General features: G+C 70.9%; 14 protein-coding genes and 1 pseudogene. 6 read left to right on the top strand and 9 right to left on the bottom strand.

Translation table 11 applies throughout. The features are described 5' to 3' along the window. Positions 1 to 26: 26 nt before the first annotated feature. The 6 genes from ABTX78_RS29665 to ABTX78_RS29640 form a co-directional block, all read right to left on the bottom strand. Positions 27 to 1,058, bottom strand: a complete 1,032-nt coding sequence (locus ABTX78_RS29665; protein ID WP_352209851.1) for an ABC transporter permease — start codon at positions 1,056 to 1,058, stop codon at positions 27 to 29. Further along, the gene (locus tag ABTX78_RS29660; protein WP_352209850.1) at positions 1,055 to 2,578 is read right to left on the bottom strand and encodes a sugar ABC transporter ATP-binding protein; all 1,524 of its coding nucleotides are present in this window, start codon (positions 2,576 to 2,578) and stop codon (positions 1,055 to 1,057) included. Before ABTX78_RS29660 ends, ABTX78_RS29665 begins: the two co-directional genes overlap by 4 nt. Before the next feature lie 354 nt (positions 2,579 to 2,932). After that, positions 2,933 to 4,114, bottom strand: a complete 1,182-nt coding sequence (locus ABTX78_RS29655; RefSeq protein ID WP_313943138.1) for an ROK family transcriptional regulator — start codon at positions 4,112 to 4,114, stop codon at positions 2,933 to 2,935. Positions 4,115 to 4,589: 475 nt separating this feature from the next. Next, positions 4,590 to 5,267: a GntR family transcriptional regulator gene (locus ABTX78_RS29650; protein WP_352209871.1), complete on the bottom strand. Its 678-nt coding sequence runs from the start codon at positions 5,265 to 5,267 to the stop codon at positions 4,590 to 4,592. A gap of 144 nt (positions 5,268 to 5,411) precedes the next feature. Next, entirely contained in the window at positions 5,412 to 5,900 is a 489-nt protein-coding gene (locus ABTX78_RS29645) for an NUDIX hydrolase (protein ID WP_352209849.1), read from the bottom strand. 107 nt (positions 5,901 to 6,007) lie between these two features. Then, complete coding sequence (locus tag ABTX78_RS29640; protein WP_340476358.1) at positions 6,008 to 6,955, bottom strand: beta-ketoacyl-ACP synthase III; 948 nt, start codon at positions 6,953 to 6,955, stop codon at positions 6,008 to 6,010. A gap of 226 nt (positions 6,956 to 7,181) precedes the next feature. On the opposite strand from ABTX78_RS29640, the gene ABTX78_RS29635 reads away from it, so the two are divergent. Genes ABTX78_RS29635 through fdhD form a run of 5 tightly spaced genes read left to right on the top strand, consistent with a single transcriptional unit; the run spans position 7,182 to position 13,621 of the window. Beyond that, positions 7,182 to 8,165 carry a 2-dehydropantoate 2-reductase gene (locus ABTX78_RS29635; RefSeq protein ID WP_352209848.1) on the top strand — a complete coding sequence of 328 codons (984 nt, stop codon included), beginning with the start codon at positions 7,182 to 7,184 and terminating at the stop codon, positions 8,163 to 8,165. After that, positions 8,162 to 10,090: a molybdopterin oxidoreductase family protein gene (locus ABTX78_RS29630; protein ID WP_352209847.1), complete on the top strand. Its 1,929-nt coding sequence runs from the start codon at positions 8,162 to 8,164 to the stop codon at positions 10,088 to 10,090. Before ABTX78_RS29635 ends, ABTX78_RS29630 begins: the two co-directional genes overlap by 4 nt. Beyond that, complete coding sequence (locus tag ABTX78_RS29625; protein ID WP_352209846.1) at positions 10,081 to 11,919, top strand: NADH-ubiquinone oxidoreductase-F iron-sulfur binding region domain-containing protein; 1,839 nt, start codon at positions 10,081 to 10,083, stop codon at positions 11,917 to 11,919. Before ABTX78_RS29630 ends, ABTX78_RS29625 begins: the two co-directional genes overlap by 10 nt. Beyond that, complete coding sequence (locus ABTX78_RS29620) at positions 11,916 to 12,776, top strand: 2Fe-2S iron-sulfur cluster-binding protein (protein WP_352209845.1); 861 nt, start codon at positions 11,916 to 11,918, stop codon at positions 12,774 to 12,776. Before ABTX78_RS29625 ends, ABTX78_RS29620 begins: the two co-directional genes overlap by 4 nt. A gap of 5 nt (positions 12,777 to 12,781) precedes the next feature. Then, on the top strand, positions 12,782 to 13,621 hold the full coding sequence (fdhD, locus tag ABTX78_RS29615; protein WP_352209870.1) for a formate dehydrogenase accessory sulfurtransferase FdhD: 840 nt from the start codon (positions 12,782 to 12,784) through the stop codon (positions 13,619 to 13,621). A 94-nt stretch (positions 13,622 to 13,715) separates the two neighbouring features. Here fdhD and ABTX78_RS29610 read toward each other — a convergent pair. The 3 genes and pseudogenes from ABTX78_RS29610 to ABTX78_RS29600 form a co-directional block, all read right to left on the bottom strand. Continuing rightward, positions 13,716 to 14,428: pseudogene (locus ABTX78_RS29610) on the bottom strand (histidinol-phosphatase); the annotation flags it as partial. A gap of 343 nt (positions 14,429 to 14,771) precedes the next feature. Next, complete coding sequence (locus ABTX78_RS29605) at positions 14,772 to 15,164, bottom strand: (2Fe-2S) ferredoxin domain-containing protein (RefSeq protein ID WP_352209844.1); 393 nt, start codon at positions 15,162 to 15,164, stop codon at positions 14,772 to 14,774. Between the two features lie 129 nt (positions 15,165 to 15,293). Further along, complete coding sequence (locus ABTX78_RS29600; RefSeq protein ID WP_352209843.1) at positions 15,294 to 16,328, bottom strand: bile acid:sodium symporter family protein; 1,035 nt, start codon at positions 16,326 to 16,328, stop codon at positions 15,294 to 15,296. Positions 16,329 to 16,454: 126 nt separating this feature from the next. Between ABTX78_RS29600 and ABTX78_RS29595 the strand changes: the two genes are divergently transcribed. After that, on the top strand, positions 16,455 to 17,354 hold the full coding sequence (locus ABTX78_RS29595) for a LysR substrate-binding domain-containing protein (protein WP_352209842.1): 900 nt from the start codon (positions 16,455 to 16,457) through the stop codon (positions 17,352 to 17,354). Positions 17,355 to 17,628: the final 274 nt, after the last annotated feature.

Here is a 17,628-nt window from a genome sequence, read left to right as displayed (position 1 = left end):
CGAGGGTGGCGTGGGCGGCCTGGTGGTCAGGCGTCCCCGCCGCGCAGGGTGCGGTGCTGCACCAGGACGGCCGCGACGATGATCGCGCCCTTGGCGATCTGCTGGACGGCGGTCTCCAGGTTGTTGAGGGCGAAGATGTTGGTGATGGTGGTGAAGACGAGGACACCGAGGACGGAGCCGACGATGGTGCCCCGGCCTCCGCTCAGCAGGGTGCCGCCGATGATCGCGGCGGCGATGGCGTCGAGCTCGTAGAGGTTGCCGTTGGTGTTCTGACCGGAGCCGGCGAGGACGATCAGCATGAAGGCGGCGATGCCGCAGCACAGTCCGGAGAGCAGGTAGAGGTAGAGCCGCTGCCTGCGGACGTCGATGCCGGCGAGCCGGGCGGCTTCCGCGTTGCCGCCGACGGCGACGCTGCGGCGTCCGAAGGTCGTACGGTTCAGCACCAGCCAGCCGATGACGGTGACCGCGGCGAACACGATCACCAGCGGCGGGATGCCGAGGACGTACGCGTCCTTCACCCCGAGGTCGAGCACCGAGTTCACCGTGACGATCTGGGTGTTGCCGTCGGTGATCTGCAGAGCGAGTCCGCGGGCCGACGCGAGCATGGCCAGGGTGGCGATGAAGGGAACCATCCGCCCGTAGGCGATCAGTACCCCGTTCACCAGTCCGCAGGCGACGCCCACGATCACGGCGGTGAACAGAATGCCGGCGAAGCCGTACTCCTGGGTGGCCAGGGTGGTCGCCCACACCGATGCCAGCGCCACGATCGCGCCGACCGACAGGTCGATGCCGCCGCTGATGATCACGAACGTCATGCCGACGGTGACGACACCGATGACGGACGCCTGGGTGAGGACGAGTTGGAGGTTGCTGACGGCGAGGAACTGATCGGGCTTGGTGATGCCGCCGACCAGGATCAGCACGGCGAGCACGCCGAGCAGAGAGAGGTTGCGGACATCGGCGCGCAGTCCGAGCGGTCGCCGGCCCCCGGTGTCCGGTGCTGTCTTGGCAGTGGGTGGCGGCGCGTCCTGCTGCGCAGGGGTGGCTGGCTGCGTCATGCCGTCGGGCTCCCTTCCATCACAAGGTCGAGTACGCGGTGCTCGTCCAGCTCCCGGGCGTCGGCCGTGTGCACGACGCTGCCCTCGCGCAGGACGAGCACCCGGTCGGCGAGGCCCAGGACCTCGGGCACTTCGCTGGAGACGAGCAGGACGGCGAGGCCTTCGTCGGCCAGCCGCCGGATCACGGCGTAGAGCTCGGCGCGCGCGCCGACGTCCACGCCTCGGGTCGGCTCGTCCAGCAGCAGGACCTTGCAGCCGCGCAGCAGCCAGCGCGCGAGCACGGCCTTCTGCTGGTTGCCGCCGGAGAGCGTTCGGATACGGGCGTCCGGGTTGTCGGGACGCAGGGAGAGCTCCCTGGTCGCCTGCTGCGCCGCGGCCCGCTCGGCACGGCCGTCGAGCCAGCCGCCGCGGGAGAACCGGGAGAGCGTGGAGACGGACACATTGCGGGTGACCGATTCGAGCATCAGCAGCGCCTGCGCCTTGCGCTCCTCGGGCGCGAGCCCGATGCCGGCGCGCACCGCGGAGCGGACGCTGCCGGGGCGCAGCGGGGTCCCGTCGACGACGACGCGTCCGGCGGTGGGCCTGCGGGCTCCGTATATCGTCTCCAGGATCTCGGAGCGGCCCGAGCCGACCAGACCTGCGAGACCGACGATCTCGCCCGGCCGCAGTTCGAGGTCGACGGGCGCGAACTCCCCTTTCCTGGCGAGTCCTTCGACCCGCAGCACGGGGGGCCGGCTGTCGGCCGCGACCGGGTCGGGACGCTCGGGGAAGACGTACTCGACGTTCCGTCCGGTCATCAGCGCGACGACCTCGCGGGTCGGTGTGGTCTTCGCCGGCAGGCCGACCGCGACCGCGCGGCCGTCCTTGAGGACGGTGACCCGGTCGCCGATGGTGCGGATCTCTTCGAGGCGGTGCGAGATGTAGACGACCGCGACTCCCTCGGCGGTGAGGTCGCCGACGATACGGAAGAGGTTGGAGACCTCGTCGGGGTCGAGCGCCGCGGACGGCTCGTCCATCACGATCAGCCGTACGTCGTGCGAGAGAGCGCGGGCCATGGAGACGATCTGCTGCTGGGCGGCGGAGAGGTCGCCCACCAGGCGGGCGGGGTCGATCTCCGGGTGGCCGAGACGCTTGAGGAGCCGGCTCGCCGACGCACGGGCCTCGCCGCCGCGTACGACGAAGCCGGCCGCGGTGGGCTCGTGGCCCAGGAAGACGTTCTCGGCGACCGACAGGCCCTCCACCAGGTCGAGTTCCTGGTAGATGGTGGCGATGCCGAGCCTCATGGCCGCGATGGGCGACTTCAGCGAGACGGTCTCGCCCTGCCAGGTGATGGTGCCGCCGTCGGGCTGGTGGACTCCGGCCAGGACCTTGATCAGGGTGGACTTGCCCGCGCCGTTCTGGCCGAGCAGGCACTGCACTTCGCCGGCCTGGACCTCCAGGTCGACGCCGTCGAGTGCGCGGACGCCCGGGAACGACTTGGTGATTCCGGACATGGTGAGCAGGGGTGGTTCTGGTGCCATGACAAATCCCCTCGGCGGGTGCGGCCGGTGAGTCGGGCAGTCCGTGATACGTGGGTGCGGCAGGGCGGGTGGAGCGACAGAGCTGGTGGTGCCGTGGTGCCGGCGGTGCGGTGTTGCTGAACGGGCGGTGGTGCTCGCGGTGCCGTGGTGCGGGTGGTGGCAGTGGGGCTTGTGGTGCCTGGCGGTGCTCGTGGTACCGGTGGTACTTGCGGTGCCGTGGTGCTGACGGTGACAGTGGGGCTTGTGGTGCCTGGCAGTGCTCGTGGTGCCGGTTGTGCCGTGGTGGTGCTGGTTCCGTGGTGGTGCTGGTTCCGTGCGGCGCTCGTCCGTTGTCCGGGCGTACCGGGCCCGGGGTCAGGCCGGTGAGAAGAGGTGGTCGCTGATGAGCCGGGCCGCGCCGATCACTCCGGCGGTCGGGCCCAACTCGCCCAGCACAATGGGCAGATTCCCCGTGGCCAGCGGCAGCGACTGGCGGTAGACCTGGGTCCGGACGCTCGCCAGCAGGGTGTGGCCGAGGCCGGTCACTCCGCCGCCGATCACCACGAGACCCGGGTTGAAGAAGCTGACGAGGCCGGCGATGACCTGGCCGACGCGGTTGCCTCCCTCACGGATCAGCTCGATCGAGGTGGTGTCACCGGCGGCCGCCGCTGCCGCGACGTCGACGGCGGTGAGCCGTCCGGCGGTCTCCAGCCGCGCGGCGAGTTCTTCGGAGCGGCCGCTGCGGGCCGCCTCCTCGGCGTCCCCCGCCAGTGCGGCACCGCTGAAGTGGGCTTCCAGACAGCCCTTGTTGCCGCAGGCGCAGGGGCGGCCGTCGGGCTCGACCTGGATGTGGCCGATGTCGCCCGCACTGCCCGTCGTACCGCGGTAGACCTCTCCGCCGACGACGATGCCGCAGCCGATACCGGTGCCGATCTTGATGCAGAGGAAGTCCACGACGGAGCGCGCGACGCCGGCGTGCTGCTCCCCCATCGCCATGAGGTTCACGTCGTTGTCGACCATGACGGGGCAGCCGAGATCCTGGCTGAGCGCCTCGCGGACCGGGAAGCCGTCCCAGCCGGGCATGATCGGCGGTGCGACCGGCACGCCTTCGGGGAAGCGGACCGGACCCGGCACACCGATGCCGGCGCCGTCGAAGCCCTCGGCAAGGCCGGTGGCCCGGAGCTTGGCGGCCATCGACAGCACCTGCTCGAAGACCGCGACCGGGCCCTCGCGCACGTCCATCGGGTGGTTGAGGTGTCCGAGTACTTCCAGTTCGGCGTTGGTGACGGCCACGTCGATGGAGGTGGCTCCGATGTCCACACCGAGGAAGCGCAGTTCGGGTGCGAGCCGGATGTTGTGGGAGCGCCGTCCGCCGCGCGAGGCGGCGAGTCCGTCGGCGACCACCAGCCCGGTCTCCAGCAGCCGGTCGACCTCGACCGCGAGCTTGGACCGGGAGAGATCGACCTGATCGCCCAGCTGCGCACGGGAGTTGGGGCCCCCGTCGCGCAACAGCTTGAGGAGTCGCGCCTGATGCGCATTCGCGGGTCGAGCGGTCATGCGTCTCACGAACCCCTCCCTCCCCTGGCCATCGGCACGGGGCACCTGATTCGGCTCCGTCTTGTCGTGCTTTCGAGGGGAACGTAGCAGCGCTTTCCCCAAGTGGGAAGAACTTGCGCAGAGTTCCGGTCCAACTTTCTCCACACTCGGGACAAAGGCCAGTTCGGCGAGCAAGGCCGATCTGCGGGAAGCGCGTCGAGAGGGGTGTCTGCCGGGGTGTGCGGGCATGCCGAAGCACCGTACGGAGATCCGCACGGTGCGGTTTCGCAGAGGATCGAGCGGTGGTCGACCTGAACGGAGCGGCAGCCCTGAGGTTCCGCGACCGAGGACGCCGCGTTTTCGCACGATCGGGGAGAACGCTCGCGCGGACCACCCTCACGCCGGGCGACCTCGGACCACCCTCACGCCCCGCGCCCTCGGACCCCCCTCACGCCCCGCACCCTCGGATCCGCCGCTCTCCGACGGGCGCCGGCCGCTACCCCTGTTCGCGCTGGTGGTACGTCTTGCGGGTGTGCTCGGTGTGCGCCTTCATGACCTCGGTCGCGCGCTGCTCGTCACGGTGGGCGATCGCCGCGATCAGTTCACGGTGCTCGATCCACGACTGCCGGCCACGCTGCCGCGCCACGGGGGTGTAGTACCAGCGGACGCGACGGTCCACCTGGGAGGCCAGTTCCCGCAGGACGACGTTCCCGGCGAGCTCCATCACCTTGGCGTGGAAGGTGGCGTTGGTGGCCACGGCCAGATCCACGTCGTCGTCGGCGACAGCCTGTTCGCCTTGCGCGCACAGCTTTTCCAGCTCGGCGATGCCCGCGGAGCCGGAGTTCGCCGCGGCGAGCCGGGCCGCCTCGGCCTCCAGGAGGGTGCGCACGGAGAGCAGCTGGTCCGCCTCGTCCTCGGTCGGCTCGTGGACGAAGGCCCCCTGCGCCGGCCGCAGATCGACCCACCCCTCGGTGTTCAGCCGCTGCAACGCCTCGCGCACGGGCTGACGGGAGACTCCGAGATGACCCGCGAGTTCGCTCTCGACCAGATGCTGGCCGGGGCGCAGCGCCCGCGTCGTGATCAGCTCCAGCAACGCCTCGTACACGCGCTCACGCAGCGGACCAGGTCGTTCCAGCTTGGGCACGGCGCCCTGCGGCAGTCCTGCGGACAACATCATGGTCCCCCTTGCGGCCGACGGCGACACAATTGGTTATCGTCTACAGTCTACCGAGCGCAATCACCGTCATGCGGAAACCGCACCGAGATACACGTCACCTCTGGCGGGATTCCCCTGCTTCCAGAGGCTCTTCGGCGGGATTCACGCTGTGCCGGGCTCCTGGCGACCGTCGAGAAGGTCTTTGAGGCGGTCGATGAAGACCTGCTGGCCGGCGACCAGCTTCCCGCGCGCCTCGTCCAGCCGGAGCCATGCGACCCGGTCGATCTCCGGGAACTCCTCCATCCGCCCCGACCGGGGCGGCCACTCCATGGTGAACGTGCCCGGCACCACGCGTCCGATGTCGAGGTCGCCCTCCAGCGCCCAGGCGATCACGATCTTCCCGCTCGGCTGGCGGGCGTCGCCGAGCGGCAGCCACTCACCGTCGGGTGGCGCGAGCCCCAGCTCCTCCTCGAACTCCCGACGCGCCGCGGTCATCGGCTGCTCCTCGGCGAGGTACTCCCCCTTCGGCACCGACCAGGCCTTCTCGTCCCGGCCCTCCCAGTACGGGCCTCCCATGTGCCCGATGAGCACCTCGGCCTCCGTGCCCGTGATGCGGAACAGCAGAAGGCCCGCGCTTCGCTTCGCCACCATGCCGTTCAGTCTGCCCGGCAGGCGGGCCGCCCGGCGCGCCGACGCCCGGAGACAGCCGCAGGAGCCCAGCGGATCCAGGAGACGGCGCATCCCCGGTGCAGCAGATCTCAGGGGCAGCGGACGATCTGGCCCGCGTAGGAGAGGTTGCCGCCGAAGCCGAACAGCAGCACCGGATCGCCGGACTCGATCTCCCCACGCTCGATCAGCTTCGACAGCGCCAGCGGGATGGAGGCGGCCGAGGTGTTGCCGGACTCGACCACATCGCGCGCGATGACGGCGTTCACGGCCCCGATCTTCTGGGCGACGGGTTCGATGATCCGCAGATTGGCCTGGTGGAGGACGACCGCCGCCAGTTCCTCCGGGGTGACTCCGCCACGCTCGCACACCTTGCGCGCGATGGGCGGCAGCTGCGTGGTGGCCCACCGGTAGACGGACTGGCCCTCCTGCGCGAAGCGCGGCGGGGTGCCCTCGATCCGTACGGCGTGGCCCATCTCGGGGACAGAGCCCCACAGGACGGGACCGATGCCCGGCCGCTCGCCCTCCCGGGTCGCCTCCACGACCGCGGCCCCCGCGCCGTCGCCGACGAGGACGCAGCTGGTGCGGTCGCTCCAGTCGGCCACCGCGGCCATCTTGTCGGCTCCGATGACCAGTGCCCGCTCCGCCGATCCGGCACGCAGGGCGTGGTCGGCGGTGGCGAGGGCGTGGGTGAAGCCCGCGCAGACGACATTGAGGTCCATCACGGCGGGTGAGCCCATGCCGAGCCGGGCCGCGACGCGCGCCGCCATGTTCGGGGACCGGTCGATCGCCGTGGAGGTGGCGACCAGGACGAGGTCGATGTCCCCCGGGGTGAGGCCGGCCGCGGCCAGGGCCTTGGCGGCGGCGTGGGCGGCGAGCTCGTCGACGGGCTCGTCCTCCGCCGCGACGTGACGGGTCCGGATGCCGACGCGCGAGCGGATCCACTCGTCACTGGTGTCGACCATGGCCGCCAGGTCCTCGTTGGTGAGCACCTTGGCGGGCTGGTAGTGCCCCAGCGCGGTGATGCGCGTGCCGGTCATATAGGGATCCCGTCCTGGAGGCCAGATGGAACGTCCCAGTCTTGGCTGCTACCACCCGGTACGACGGCACGTGACCCCACAGGATTCGGGGGGCGGATTTTGGAGCTTTCCCGAAGGGTGTGACGAGTATTGACCGGCAGAAAGGCATACTGTAGACAATATTCTGTCGACTCAACCCTCGTCACCTCCGCCCTCGCTCGGTCGCTCAACCGAACGGAGAGCCCCCGTGAAAGTCGCAGTTGTCGGCGCCGGAGCCATCGGCGCATACGTCGGGGCCGCGCTGCACCGCGCCGGCGCCGAAGTCCACCTCATCGCCCGCGGTGCGCACCTCGCGGCCATGCGCCGTGACGGTGTCCGTGTCCTCAGCCCGCGCGGCGACTTCACCGCGCGGCCCAACGCCACCGACGACCCCGCCTCCGTCGGGCCCGTCGACCATGTCTTCCTCGGCCTCAAGGCGAACTCCTACGCGGCGTCGGGGCCGCTGGTCCATCCCCTGCTGCACGAGCACACCTCGGTGGTCGCCGCACAGAACGGCATCCCGTGGTGGTACTTCCACGGGCTCCCCGGCCCGTACACCGGACGCCGTATCGAGAGCGTCGACCCTGGCGGTTCGGTGAGCGCGACGCTGCCGCCGGAGCGCGCCATCGGGTGTGTCGTCTACGCGGCGACCGAACTCGAAGGCCCCGGCGTCGTACGCCACTTGGAGGGCACGCGGTTCTCCATCGGTGAACCCGATCTGAGCGTGTCGCGGCGCTGCCTCGAATTCAGCGAGGCCATGGTCGCGGGCGGCCTGAAGTGTCCCGTCGAACCCGACCTGCGCAACGACATCTGGATCAAGCTGCTCGGCAACATCTCCTTCAACCCGATCAGCGCCCTCTCCCGGGCCACCATGGCGCAGATCTGCCGCCACCGGGACACGAAAGCCCTGGTCGAGACGATGATGCGGGAAACCCTCGACGTGGCGGCCGCGGTCGGCTGCCACCCCGAGATCTCCGTGGAGAAGCGCATCGCCGGCGCCGAACGCGTCGGCGACCACAAGACCTCCACCCTTCAGGACCTGGAGAAGGGCAAGCCGCTCGAACTGGACGTGCTGCTCGCGGCAGTCGTCGAGCTCGCCGCGCTGACCAGGACCCCGGTGCCGAAACTGTGCGCCGTGCACGCGCTCGCCGATCTCCTTGCCACCACCGCCTCAGCAGGAAGTGCAGCATGAAGAAGAAGACGCAGAAGACGTATCCGAGGCTCACCCACCCACTGGTGCGCGACGACGACGGACGGTTGCGCAGGGCGAGTTGGGACGAGGCACTGGACCGGGCGGCGGCCGGCTTCCGGCAGGCCCGGGAACTGCACGGCCCCGACGCCTTCGCGATGCTCTCCTGCGCCCGTGCAACCAACGAGATGAACTATGTGGCGCAGAAGTTCACGCGTGTGGTGATGGGCACGAACAACGTCGACTCCTGCAACCGCACGTGTCACGCGCCGAGCGTGGCCGGCCTCTCCGCCGTCTTCGGTTCCGGAGGGGGGACCTCGTCCTACGAGGAGGTCGACCACACCGATCTCATCGTGATGTGGGGCTCCAACGCGCGCTTCGCCCACCCGATCTTCTTCCAGCACGTGCTCAAGGGCGTACGCAACGGCGCGCGCATGTACGCCGTCGATCCCCGGCGCACCTCGACGGCCGAGTGGGCGGAGAGCTGGCTCGGCCTCAATGTGGGCACCGACATCCCCCTCGCGCACGCCGTCGGCCGGGAGATCATCCATGCCGGCCTGGTCAACCGGGCTTTCGTGGAACGGGCGACGACCGGTTTCGAGGAGTACGCCGCACTCGTCGAGCCCTGGACCCTGACGGCCGCGGAGAAGGTGACGGGCGTGCCGGCCGCCGCGATCCGTGAGCTGGCGCACGCCTACGCCACGGCCGAACGGGCCCAGCTGTGCTGGACCCTCGGCATCACCGAGCACCACAACGGCACCGACAACGTGCGGGCACTGATCAACCTGTCGCTCCTGACCGGCCAGGTGGGGCGCTACGGAGCCGGGGTCCAGCCGCTGCGCGGCCAGAACAACGTCCAGGGCGGCGGCGACATGGGAGCCATCCCCAACCGGCTGCCCGGCTTCCAGGACATTCTCGACCCGGTGGCCCGCACCAAGTTCGAGCGGACCTGGGACGCGGTCATCGAGCCCCGGTACGGCATGACGCTCACCGAGATGTTCGAGGCGATGGACAGCCGTGAACTGCGCGCCGTGTACTGCATCGGCGAGAACCCGGCGCAGTCCGAGGCCGACAGCGAACAGGCGATACGGCGGCTGAAGTCGCTCGACCACCTGGTGGTGCAGGACATCTTCCTGACGAAGACCGCGGAGATGGCCGATGTGGTCCTGCCCGCGACCGCGGCCTGGGCCGAGACGGACGGCACGACGACGAACAGCGAGCGCCGGGTGCAGCGGGTACGGGCCGCGCTCGTGCCGCCGGGCGAGGCCCGCGAGGACATCGACATCCTCTGCGCGATGGCCGAACGCCTCGGCCACGACGACTGGAAGTTCACCGACTCGGAGGCGGTGTGGAACGAGCTGCGCTCCCTGTCCCCCGACCACTTCGGCATGACGTACGACCGCCTCGACGAGCACGCCGGCCTCCAGTGGCCCTGCCCCGACGTGGACGCACTGCCCTCCAGCTTCCTGCACGCGCGGCTGTGGGAGACCGACCCGGTCAAGCGCGGCACCCCGGCGGCGTTCGGGCTCGTCCATCATGATCCGCCGGTCGATCTCACCGACGAGGAGTACCCGCTGCGGCTGACGACCGGCCGACGGCTCGACTCGTACAACACCGGTGTGCAGAGTGGCAGTTTCGCCTCTCCGCTGCGCCGTGGTGAGTACATCGAGCTGTGCCCCGAGGACGCGGCCGCCTACGGGGTCGAGGCGGACGAGGAGGTGCGGATCTCCTCGCGGCGCGGCTCGGTGACGGCGCCCGTCTGGATCGACCCCGGACTGCGGCCGGGGCTCGCGTTCATGACCATGCACTTCCCGGACGAGGTCGACACCAACCAGCTCACCATCGAGGCGAACTGCCCGATCGCGGGCACGGCCGAGTTCAAGGCGTCCGCGATCCGCATCGAGAAGCTGGTACCGGCATGGACCTGAAGTTCGCCGACGCGGCGAAGGTGACGGACGACGAACGGGACGCGGTCGACTCCCTGCTGGGTCCGGCCGGAACGGGCTGGGAGGGCGGGGCGGAACGCACCGACGAGGACCTGCGCTGGGCGCGCGGCGGTGCGGCGGCACGTGAGCGGCGGGATCTGCTGCTGCCGGCGCTGCACGCGGTGAACGACCGGGTGGGCCGGCTGAGCGAGGGCGCGCTCGACTACATCTGCCGGCGTCTGACGGTGCCGCCGGCCGAGGCGTACGGGGTGGCGACCTTCTACTCGCTGTTCTCGGTGCGGCCGCGGGTGTCGAAGGTGCTGCACGTGTGCACCGACCTGGCGTGCGCGGCGAAGGGCTCGTCCACCCTGACGGCCGCGCTCCAGGACCGGCTCGGGCCCGATGTGGCCTACCAGCCGAGCCCGTGCCTGGGCCTGTGCGAGCGGGCTCCGGCGGCGCTGGTCATGCAGGCGGGACAGGGCGATCCGGCCCGTCCCGCGAACGAGGAACCGGCCGACGGACGTACCGGATACGCGACCGCCGTCGTCGCCCCCGCGACGGCGGAGGCGGTCATGACGGCGGTCGCCTCCGTCGCCGGGGCGCCCGCCGAGGCGGACGCCCGCACAGCCGTGCCCCAGGCCGGTGACCCCGGCCTGACGCTGCTGAGGCGGGTGGGCGTCGTCGACCCGCTGAGCATCGACGACTACCGCTCGTACGGCGGTTACGCGGCTCTCCGCCGCGCCTTCGCCCTCGGCCCGGCCGGCGTCATCCGGGAGGTCACCGACTCCGGGCTCGTCGGGCGCGGCGGTGCCGCGTTCCCCACCGGACGCAAGTGGCAGGCGACCGCCTCGCAGCCCGACCACCCCCACTACCTCGTGTGCAACGCGGACGAGAGCGAACCTGGGACCTTCAAGGACCGGGTGCTGATGGAGGGCGATCCGTACGCCCTCATCGAGGCGATGACCATCGCCGGGTACGCCGTCGGGGCCCGACGGGGCTATCTCTACCTCCGCGGCGAGTACCCCCGCGCGCTGGCACACCTCACGAACGCCATCGACCAGGCACGGGCCCGCAATCTGCTGGGCGACGACATCCTCGGCCATGGGTACGCGTTCGACATCGAGATCCGGCGGGGCGCCGGCGCGTACATCTGCGGCGAGGAGACCGCGATCTTCAACTCGATCGAGGGCTACCGCGGCGAGCCGCGCAGCAAGCCGCCGTTCCCCGTCGAGAAGGGCCTCTTCGGCAAGCCGACCGCGGTCAACAACGTGGAGACGCTCGTCAACGTCCTGCCGATCCTCACGGGGCGCGCCGAGGAGACCAAACTCTTCTGCCTCTCGGGGAACGTGGCACGGCCGGGCGTGTACGAACTGCCCTTCGGCGCCACGCTCGGCGAGCTCATCGAACGCGCGGGACCGCCGCGCACCATCCGCGCCGTCCTGCTCGGCGGCGCGGCCGGCAGCTTCGTCCGGCCCGACGAGCTGGACATCCCCCTCACCTTCGAGGGAACACGGGCCGCGGGCACGACGCTCGGCTCGGGGGTGATCCTCGTACTCGACGACACCGTCGAGCTGCCGCGCATCCTGCTGCGGATCGCGGAGTTCTTCCGGGACGAGTCCTGTGGTCAGTGCGTGCCCTGCCGGGTCGGCACGGTCCGCCAGGAGGAGGCCCTGCACCGCATCAAGGACCGCACGGGCGCCGCGGCGGCGGACGACATCGCCGTCCTGCGCGAGGTCGGCCGGGCCATGCGCGACGCATCGATCTGCGGTCTCGGACAGACCGCCTGGAACGCCGTCGAATCCGCCATCGACCGGCTGGGAGCCTACGAATGACCGCGATACCGCTCGGGCCGCCGCGGCGGCTGGTCGAGTTCACGCTCGACGACGCCCCCGTCAGGGTCCCCGAGGGCGACACGATCCTGGACGCCTGCCGGGCCGCCGGCAAGGACATCCCCACCCTGTGCCAGGGCGACACGCTCACGCCGAAGAACGCCTGCCGGGTGTGTGTGGTGGAGGTGGAGGGGGCACGGACACTCGCGCCGGCCTGCTCGCGCCGTGCGGAGCCCGGCATGACGGTGCATACGGACACCGAGCGCGCCCGGCACAGCCGCAAGGTCGTGCTGGAACTGCTGGCCTCCTCGACCGATCTGTCGACCACCCCCCGGGCGGCCGAGTGGATCAAGGAGTACGAGGCGAAGCCCGCCCGGTTCGGCCCGGACGCGGCGACGGTCAACGAGGAGCCGAAGGTCGACAACGACCTGTACGTCCGCGACTACGACAAGTGCATCCTCTGCTACAAATGCGTGGACGCGTGCGGCGAGCAGTGGCAGAACACCTTCGCCATCGCGGTGGCGGGCCGCGGTTTCGACGCCCGTATCTCCACCGAGCACGACGCCCCGCTCACCGACTCGGCCTGTGTCTACTGCGGCAACTGCATCGAGGTGTGCCCGACGGGTGCGCTCTCCTTCAAGTCGGAGTTCGACATGCGCGCGGCGGGTACCTGGGACGAGTCGGCGCAGACGGAAACCACCACGGTCTGCGCCTACTGCGGTGTCGGCTGCAACCTGACGCTTCATGTGCAGGAGAATGAGATCGTCAAGGTCACCTCGCCGCACGACAACCCGGTGACCCACGGCAACCTCTGCATCAAGGGTCGCTTCGGCTACCAACACGTACAGAATCGGAATTGATCGCCATGGGACGGGTCACCGAGCGCCGACGCACCATCCGCATCAGGGACGGGGCGGTGACGTCCCGCCCGGACACCCTGGTGGCCGAGGAACCGCTGGAGATCCGTCTGGGCGGCAAACCGCTCGCCATCACCATGCGCACCCCCGGCGACGACTTCGCCCTCGCCGCCGGGTTCCTGGTGAGCGAGGGCGTGCTGGGGGCGGCCGACGAGCTCCAGTCGATCGTCTACTGCGCCGGGGCGACGGCCGACGGCTCGAACACGTACAACGTGGTGGACGTGCGGCTCGCCCCCGGGGTCGTGCTGCCCGACATCACCCTCGAACGGAACGTCTACACCACCTCCTCGTGCGGACTGTGCGGCAAGGCCAGTCTCGACGCCGTCCGCACGACCGCACGCTTCCCGATCGCCGACACTCCCCCGGTCCGTATCGAGCCCGCTCTGCTGGCGGGCCTCCCCGACCGGCTGCGCGCCGCACAGCGGGTCTTCGACCGGACCGGGGGGCTCCACGCGGCGGCCCTCTTCTCCGAGGAGGGTGAGCTGCTCGACATCCGGGAGGACGTCGGACGGCACAACGCCGTCGACAAACTCATCGGCCGCGCGCTGCAGAACGGCGATCTGCCGCTGTCCCGGGCGATCCTGCTGGTCTCGGGCCGCGCCTCGTTCGAGCTGGCGCAGAAGGCGGTGATGGCCGGGATCCCGGTGCTGGCCGCCGTCTCGGCGCCCTCCTCACTGGCCGTGGACCTGGCCGCCGAGACGGGACTGACGCTGGTCGGGTTCCTGCGGGGCGCCAATATGAACGTGTATGCGGGCGACGAGCGGATCGCCCTGGGCACCGGGGTCTGACGCTCCCCGCTGCACGGGATACGGGCCCGGCCGGCGGGGAGCGCCCCCTGCGCCGGCCGGGTCCTTCCGTGAGACGCCCCTCCTCACCGGTGCGTCAGCGCACCACGTCCACGAACACCGGGTTCGTGTAGCACCACGTGTCGAGCCACGGGTCACCGTTGCCGGGCTCGTGCGGGACCGGGCCGTGCGGGTCGACGGTCGCGCCGAGGAAGCCGGGGCCGTTGCGCCGCCCGTCGCTGCCGCGCAGCCGGACGTAGAACGACTCAGCCGCCCTGCCCCCGGGATACGCAGCGTGAACCGGCCGCGGCGGCCCTCGACGTCCGTGGTGTGGACGACCTTCGTGTCGGGTGCCCGCCAGTCGTCGCGGTCGGCCACCGGACCGGGGACCGCTCCGCGGATCACGTCCAGGTGGGCCAGGCGCGGGATCTCGCCGTGGTGGTTGGGGCGGGTCGCCGTGGTGACCGTGACGGTGAGCTCGACGTTCTCCCCGCGGCGGACACGCAGCCGGCCGCCGAGGGTGGCGCCGCGGCCGATGCCGTGGCGCCGGTTCACGCGTACGTCGATGCCGTCGACGAGCTGTGCGTGGTCGACCCAGACGCGTCCGGCCCGCAGTCCGGCCATCACGTCGCGGTAGCCGTACCGGGTCACACCGACGTGCGTACGGCTGATCTGGCCGGGCCAGAAGTCCCCGCCGGGCTGCGGCTCGGTGGTGTTCACGGGGTCCGGCAGCCGGCCCGTGTTGTCGAAGTTCTGCCCGGGGAGCCAGTCGCCGTTCTTCCATGTGTCGTGGGCGACGCGGTGCACGTCGGGAATGCCTGCGGCTGAGGTGTTGAGGCGGCGACGGGGCATCGCGCGGTGCGCTGAGGTTCGCCCCTGCGGCCGGGGAAGACAGGCGGGTAAGGGCAGCGCGGCCGGCATCAAATCGCCACGGCATGCCGCATGCACGCACGCATCGGATCGGCATCAACCCGCCGCGATCCGCCGCACGTACGCACCCGACCGGTATCAAACCGCCGGAACCGCCGCACGCACCCGGTCGGCATCAACCCGCCACGGCCTGCCGCACGCACGCACGCACCCGGTCGGCATCAACCCGCCACGGCCTGCCGCACGCACGCACCCGACCGGCATCAAACCGCCACGGCCTGCCTCACCTTCGCGTCGCCGGTGCCGGGATCACCTGGAGTTCCAGCGTCGGCGACGGCTCGGCGAAGCCAGGACCGCCCGCCTGCGCCCAGGCGAGGACGTCGTCCGTGGCGTCGTCGTCGAGCGCCCAGCCGATCCAGGCCGCCCTGGCGCCTCGGCGTCGGCCCTCCGTCGAGGGCTGGACCACGATCACGTTCGCCTGGCCGCACGGGCCGAGGCAGTCGCTCGTGCGGACCGCGAACCTGCCGCCCGACGCCCCGGCCGCCGCCCGCAACCGGGCCAGTTGGCCTTCGTGGTCGGTGCCGGGGTGCTTGGCCGCGTCCCCGCAGCAGCAGCCGCGGCAGACGACCAGAGTGCAGGGGCGGGCGCCGAAGGGGCGTGTCGCGTACGTCGTCACCCGACGATCTTGTCAGGCGCGGGCGGCTTCAGGGTCGCCCGGCCGCGGGCAATGCCGCGAGGCGTTGGTCACGTCGGACGACGTGACCCGGTCACCGCCGACACGAACAGACTGCGCACGCACCGCTGTTCAGGGTGCTGACCGCGCACCCGACAGAACCTTCGTACCGGGCGCCTGGACCACCTCGGCCTCCACCTCACGACTGCGGCGCTTGGCGATGACCGCGCAGACCATCAGTTGCATCTGGTGGAAGAGCATCAAGGGCAGGACGGCGAGGCTCGCCTGGGCGCCGAAGAGCACCGTGGCCATGGGCAGGCCGGCCGCCAGGCTCTTCTTCGAGCCGGCGAACTGGATCGCGACGCGGTCCGCCCGCTCGAAACCGAGCCACCGCGAGCCGTACCAGGTGAGTGTCAGCATCGCCGCGAGGAGCACCGCCTCGACCAGCAGCAGAGCGCCGAGGCGCACCGGGGTGACCTGGTGCCAGACGCCCGCCTTCATGCCCGCGCTGAAGGCCGTGTAGACGACGAGCAGGATCGAGCCGCGGTCGACGTACCCGAGCACCTTCTTGTGACGGGTGAGGAAGCCCCCGACCCACCGTCGCAGCAACTGGCCCGCCAGGAAGGGCACGAGCAGTTGCAGCACGATCCGCAGCAGCGAATCCGCGGAGAAGCCGCCGGCCCGGCCGCCGAGCACGATCGCCGCGAGCAGCGGGGTGAGCACGATGCCGGCGATGCTGGAGAAGGAGCCGGCACAGATCGCCGCGGGCACGTTCCCGCGCGCCATCGAGGTGAAGGCGATCGACGACTGGATCGTCGACGGCACGAGGCACAGGAACAGCAGTCCGCTGTAGAGCTGCGGTGTCAGCAGCCAGGGTTCGAGGCCCCGCGCGGCGAGCCCCAGCAGCGGGAAGACGAGGAACGTCGCGGCGAGCACCGTCACGTGCAGGCGCCAGTGCCGCAGACCGTCGACCGCCTCGCGCGTCGACAGCCGCGCGCCGTACAGAAAGAACAGCAGGGCCACGGCACCGGTCGACGCACCGCCCGCGACGTCGGCGGCGCGTCCGGACGCCGGCAGGAGGGCCGCGAGCACCACCGTCCCGAGGAGCGCCAGGATGTACGGGTCGACGGGCAGCCAGGACGGCAACGACAACGTGCGGCGACTCATGTGCTCCATGCTCTCGGTTCAGGATCGTGCCCTCCCCATGGTGCTCCTGACGGGACCGATCGGGAATCCCGTACACCACGCTCACTGTCATCGCGTTTCGTGATGGACGCGGGGAAACGGCCTACCGTGGAGGTCATGTACGACCCCGCACAACTGCGTACCTTCCTCGCGGTCGCCCAAACGCTCAGCTTCACCCAGGCCGCCCGCCGGCTCGGGCTGCGCCAGTCGACCGTGAGCCAGCACGTGCGCAAGCTGGAGGAAGCCACCGGTCGGCAGCTGTTCAGCCGGGACACGCACAGCGTGGAGCTCACCGAGGACGGGGAGGCCATGCTCGGCTTCGCCCGGACGATTCTCCAGGCGCACGAGCGCGCGTCCGCGTTCTTCACCGGCAAGCGGTTGCGCGGCCGCCTGCGCTTCGGCGCATCCGAGGACTTCGTCCTGACCCGGCTGCCGGAGATCCTGGAGTCCTTCCGGCGCGATCACCCCGAAGTGGACCTGGAGCTCTCCGTGGAACTCTCGGGCACGCTGCACAGGCGGCTGGAGGCGGGACGACTCGATCTGGTGCTCGCCAAGCGGCGGACCGGCGACACCCACGGCGAGCTCGTCTGGCAGGACACGCTGTCCTGGATCGGCGCCCCGCAGCTGCGGCTCGACCCGGCCCTGCCCGTACCGCTGATCGTTTATCCGCCGCCCGGCATCACGCGGGCCCGCGCGCTGGAGGTCCTGGAGGCGGAGGGGCGGGCGTGGCGGATCGCCTGCACCAGTACCAGCCTGAGCGGGCTGGTCGCGGCGGCGCGGGCCGGGCTCGGCGTGATGGCGCACAGCCGCGGGCTGATCCCGCCGGGCCTGGTGCCGGTGCCGTCACGTGCCGGTCTGCCCGAACTGGGCGATGTGGATTTCGTCCTGCTGCACGGCCGCCGGGCGGGCGCGGGGCATGCGGCGCAGGAGGCGGCGGCCGCGCTGGCATCGTCGATCCTGGCGGGTGCCGACCGGCTGCATCGCGGCGGCGGCGCGCGGCAGCGGTGACAGCCACGCGCGACGGCTCGGCGACTCGATGGTCCGGCCGCTCGGCGGCTCCGTCGCGCGAAGGCCGGTCCGGTGGCTCGATCATGACCTCGCACCGATCCGTTCGCGTACCGTCACCCGCCGGGCCTGGTCACGGACCCGCCCGCCGGCCTGGTACGGACCAAAGCTTCTGGACTCCGTAAAGCGACGGTGCGTGCTGCGTCGAGATTCGGTGGAGATTCGACACCGGCATACTTACTCTTCGGTCAGAACTGTGGTCCAACTCTCTTTTGTG

It is taken from the genome of Streptomyces sp. NPDC096193, from assembly GCF_040302905.1.
In the GTDB taxonomy this organism is placed as follows: domain Bacteria; phylum Actinomycetota; class Actinomycetes; order Streptomycetales; family Streptomycetaceae; genus Streptomyces.
Note: the sequence above shows the minus strand (reverse complement) of the source record. Positions and strands in the feature narration are given on the sequence as shown.

Excerpts from the sequence above, each read along its gene's own strand:
- ABTX78_RS29630 (WP_352209847.1), top strand. The coding sequence starts at position 8,162 with ATGAAGAAGAAGACGCAGAAGACGTATCCGAGGCTCACCCACCCACTG.
- ABTX78_RS29640 (WP_340476358.1), bottom strand. The coding sequence starts at position 6,955 with ATGACCGGCACGCGCATCACCGCGCTGGGGCACTACCAGCCCGCCAAG.
- ABTX78_RS29650 (WP_352209871.1), bottom strand. The coding sequence starts at position 5,267 with ATGTTGTCCGCAGGACTGCCGCAGGGCGCCGTGCCCAAGCTGGAACGA.
- ABTX78_RS29665 (WP_352209851.1), bottom strand. The coding sequence starts at position 1,058 with ATGACGCAGCCAGCCACCCCTGCGCAGCAGGACGCGCCGCCACCCACT.
- ABTX78_RS29625 (WP_352209846.1), top strand. The coding sequence starts at position 10,081 with ATGGACCTGAAGTTCGCCGACGCGGCGAAGGTGACGGACGACGAACGG.
- ABTX78_RS29600 (WP_352209843.1), bottom strand. The coding sequence starts at position 16,328 with ATGAGTCGCCGCACGTTGTCGTTGCCGTCCTGGCTGCCCGTCGACCCG.
- fdhD (WP_352209870.1), top strand. The coding sequence starts at position 12,782 with ATGGGACGGGTCACCGAGCGCCGACGCACCATCCGCATCAGGGACGGG.
- ABTX78_RS29655 (WP_313943138.1), bottom strand. The coding sequence starts at position 4,114 with ATGACCGCTCGACCCGCGAATGCGCATCAGGCGCGACTCCTCAAGCTG.
- ABTX78_RS29645 (WP_352209849.1), bottom strand. The coding sequence starts at position 5,900 with ATGGTGGCGAAGCGAAGCGCGGGCCTTCTGCTGTTCCGCATCACGGGC.
- ABTX78_RS29620 (WP_352209845.1), top strand. The coding sequence starts at position 11,916 with ATGACCGCGATACCGCTCGGGCCGCCGCGGCGGCTGGTCGAGTTCACG.
- ABTX78_RS29660 (WP_352209850.1), bottom strand. The coding sequence starts at position 2,578 with ATGGCACCAGAACCACCCCTGCTCACCATGTCCGGAATCACCAAGTCG.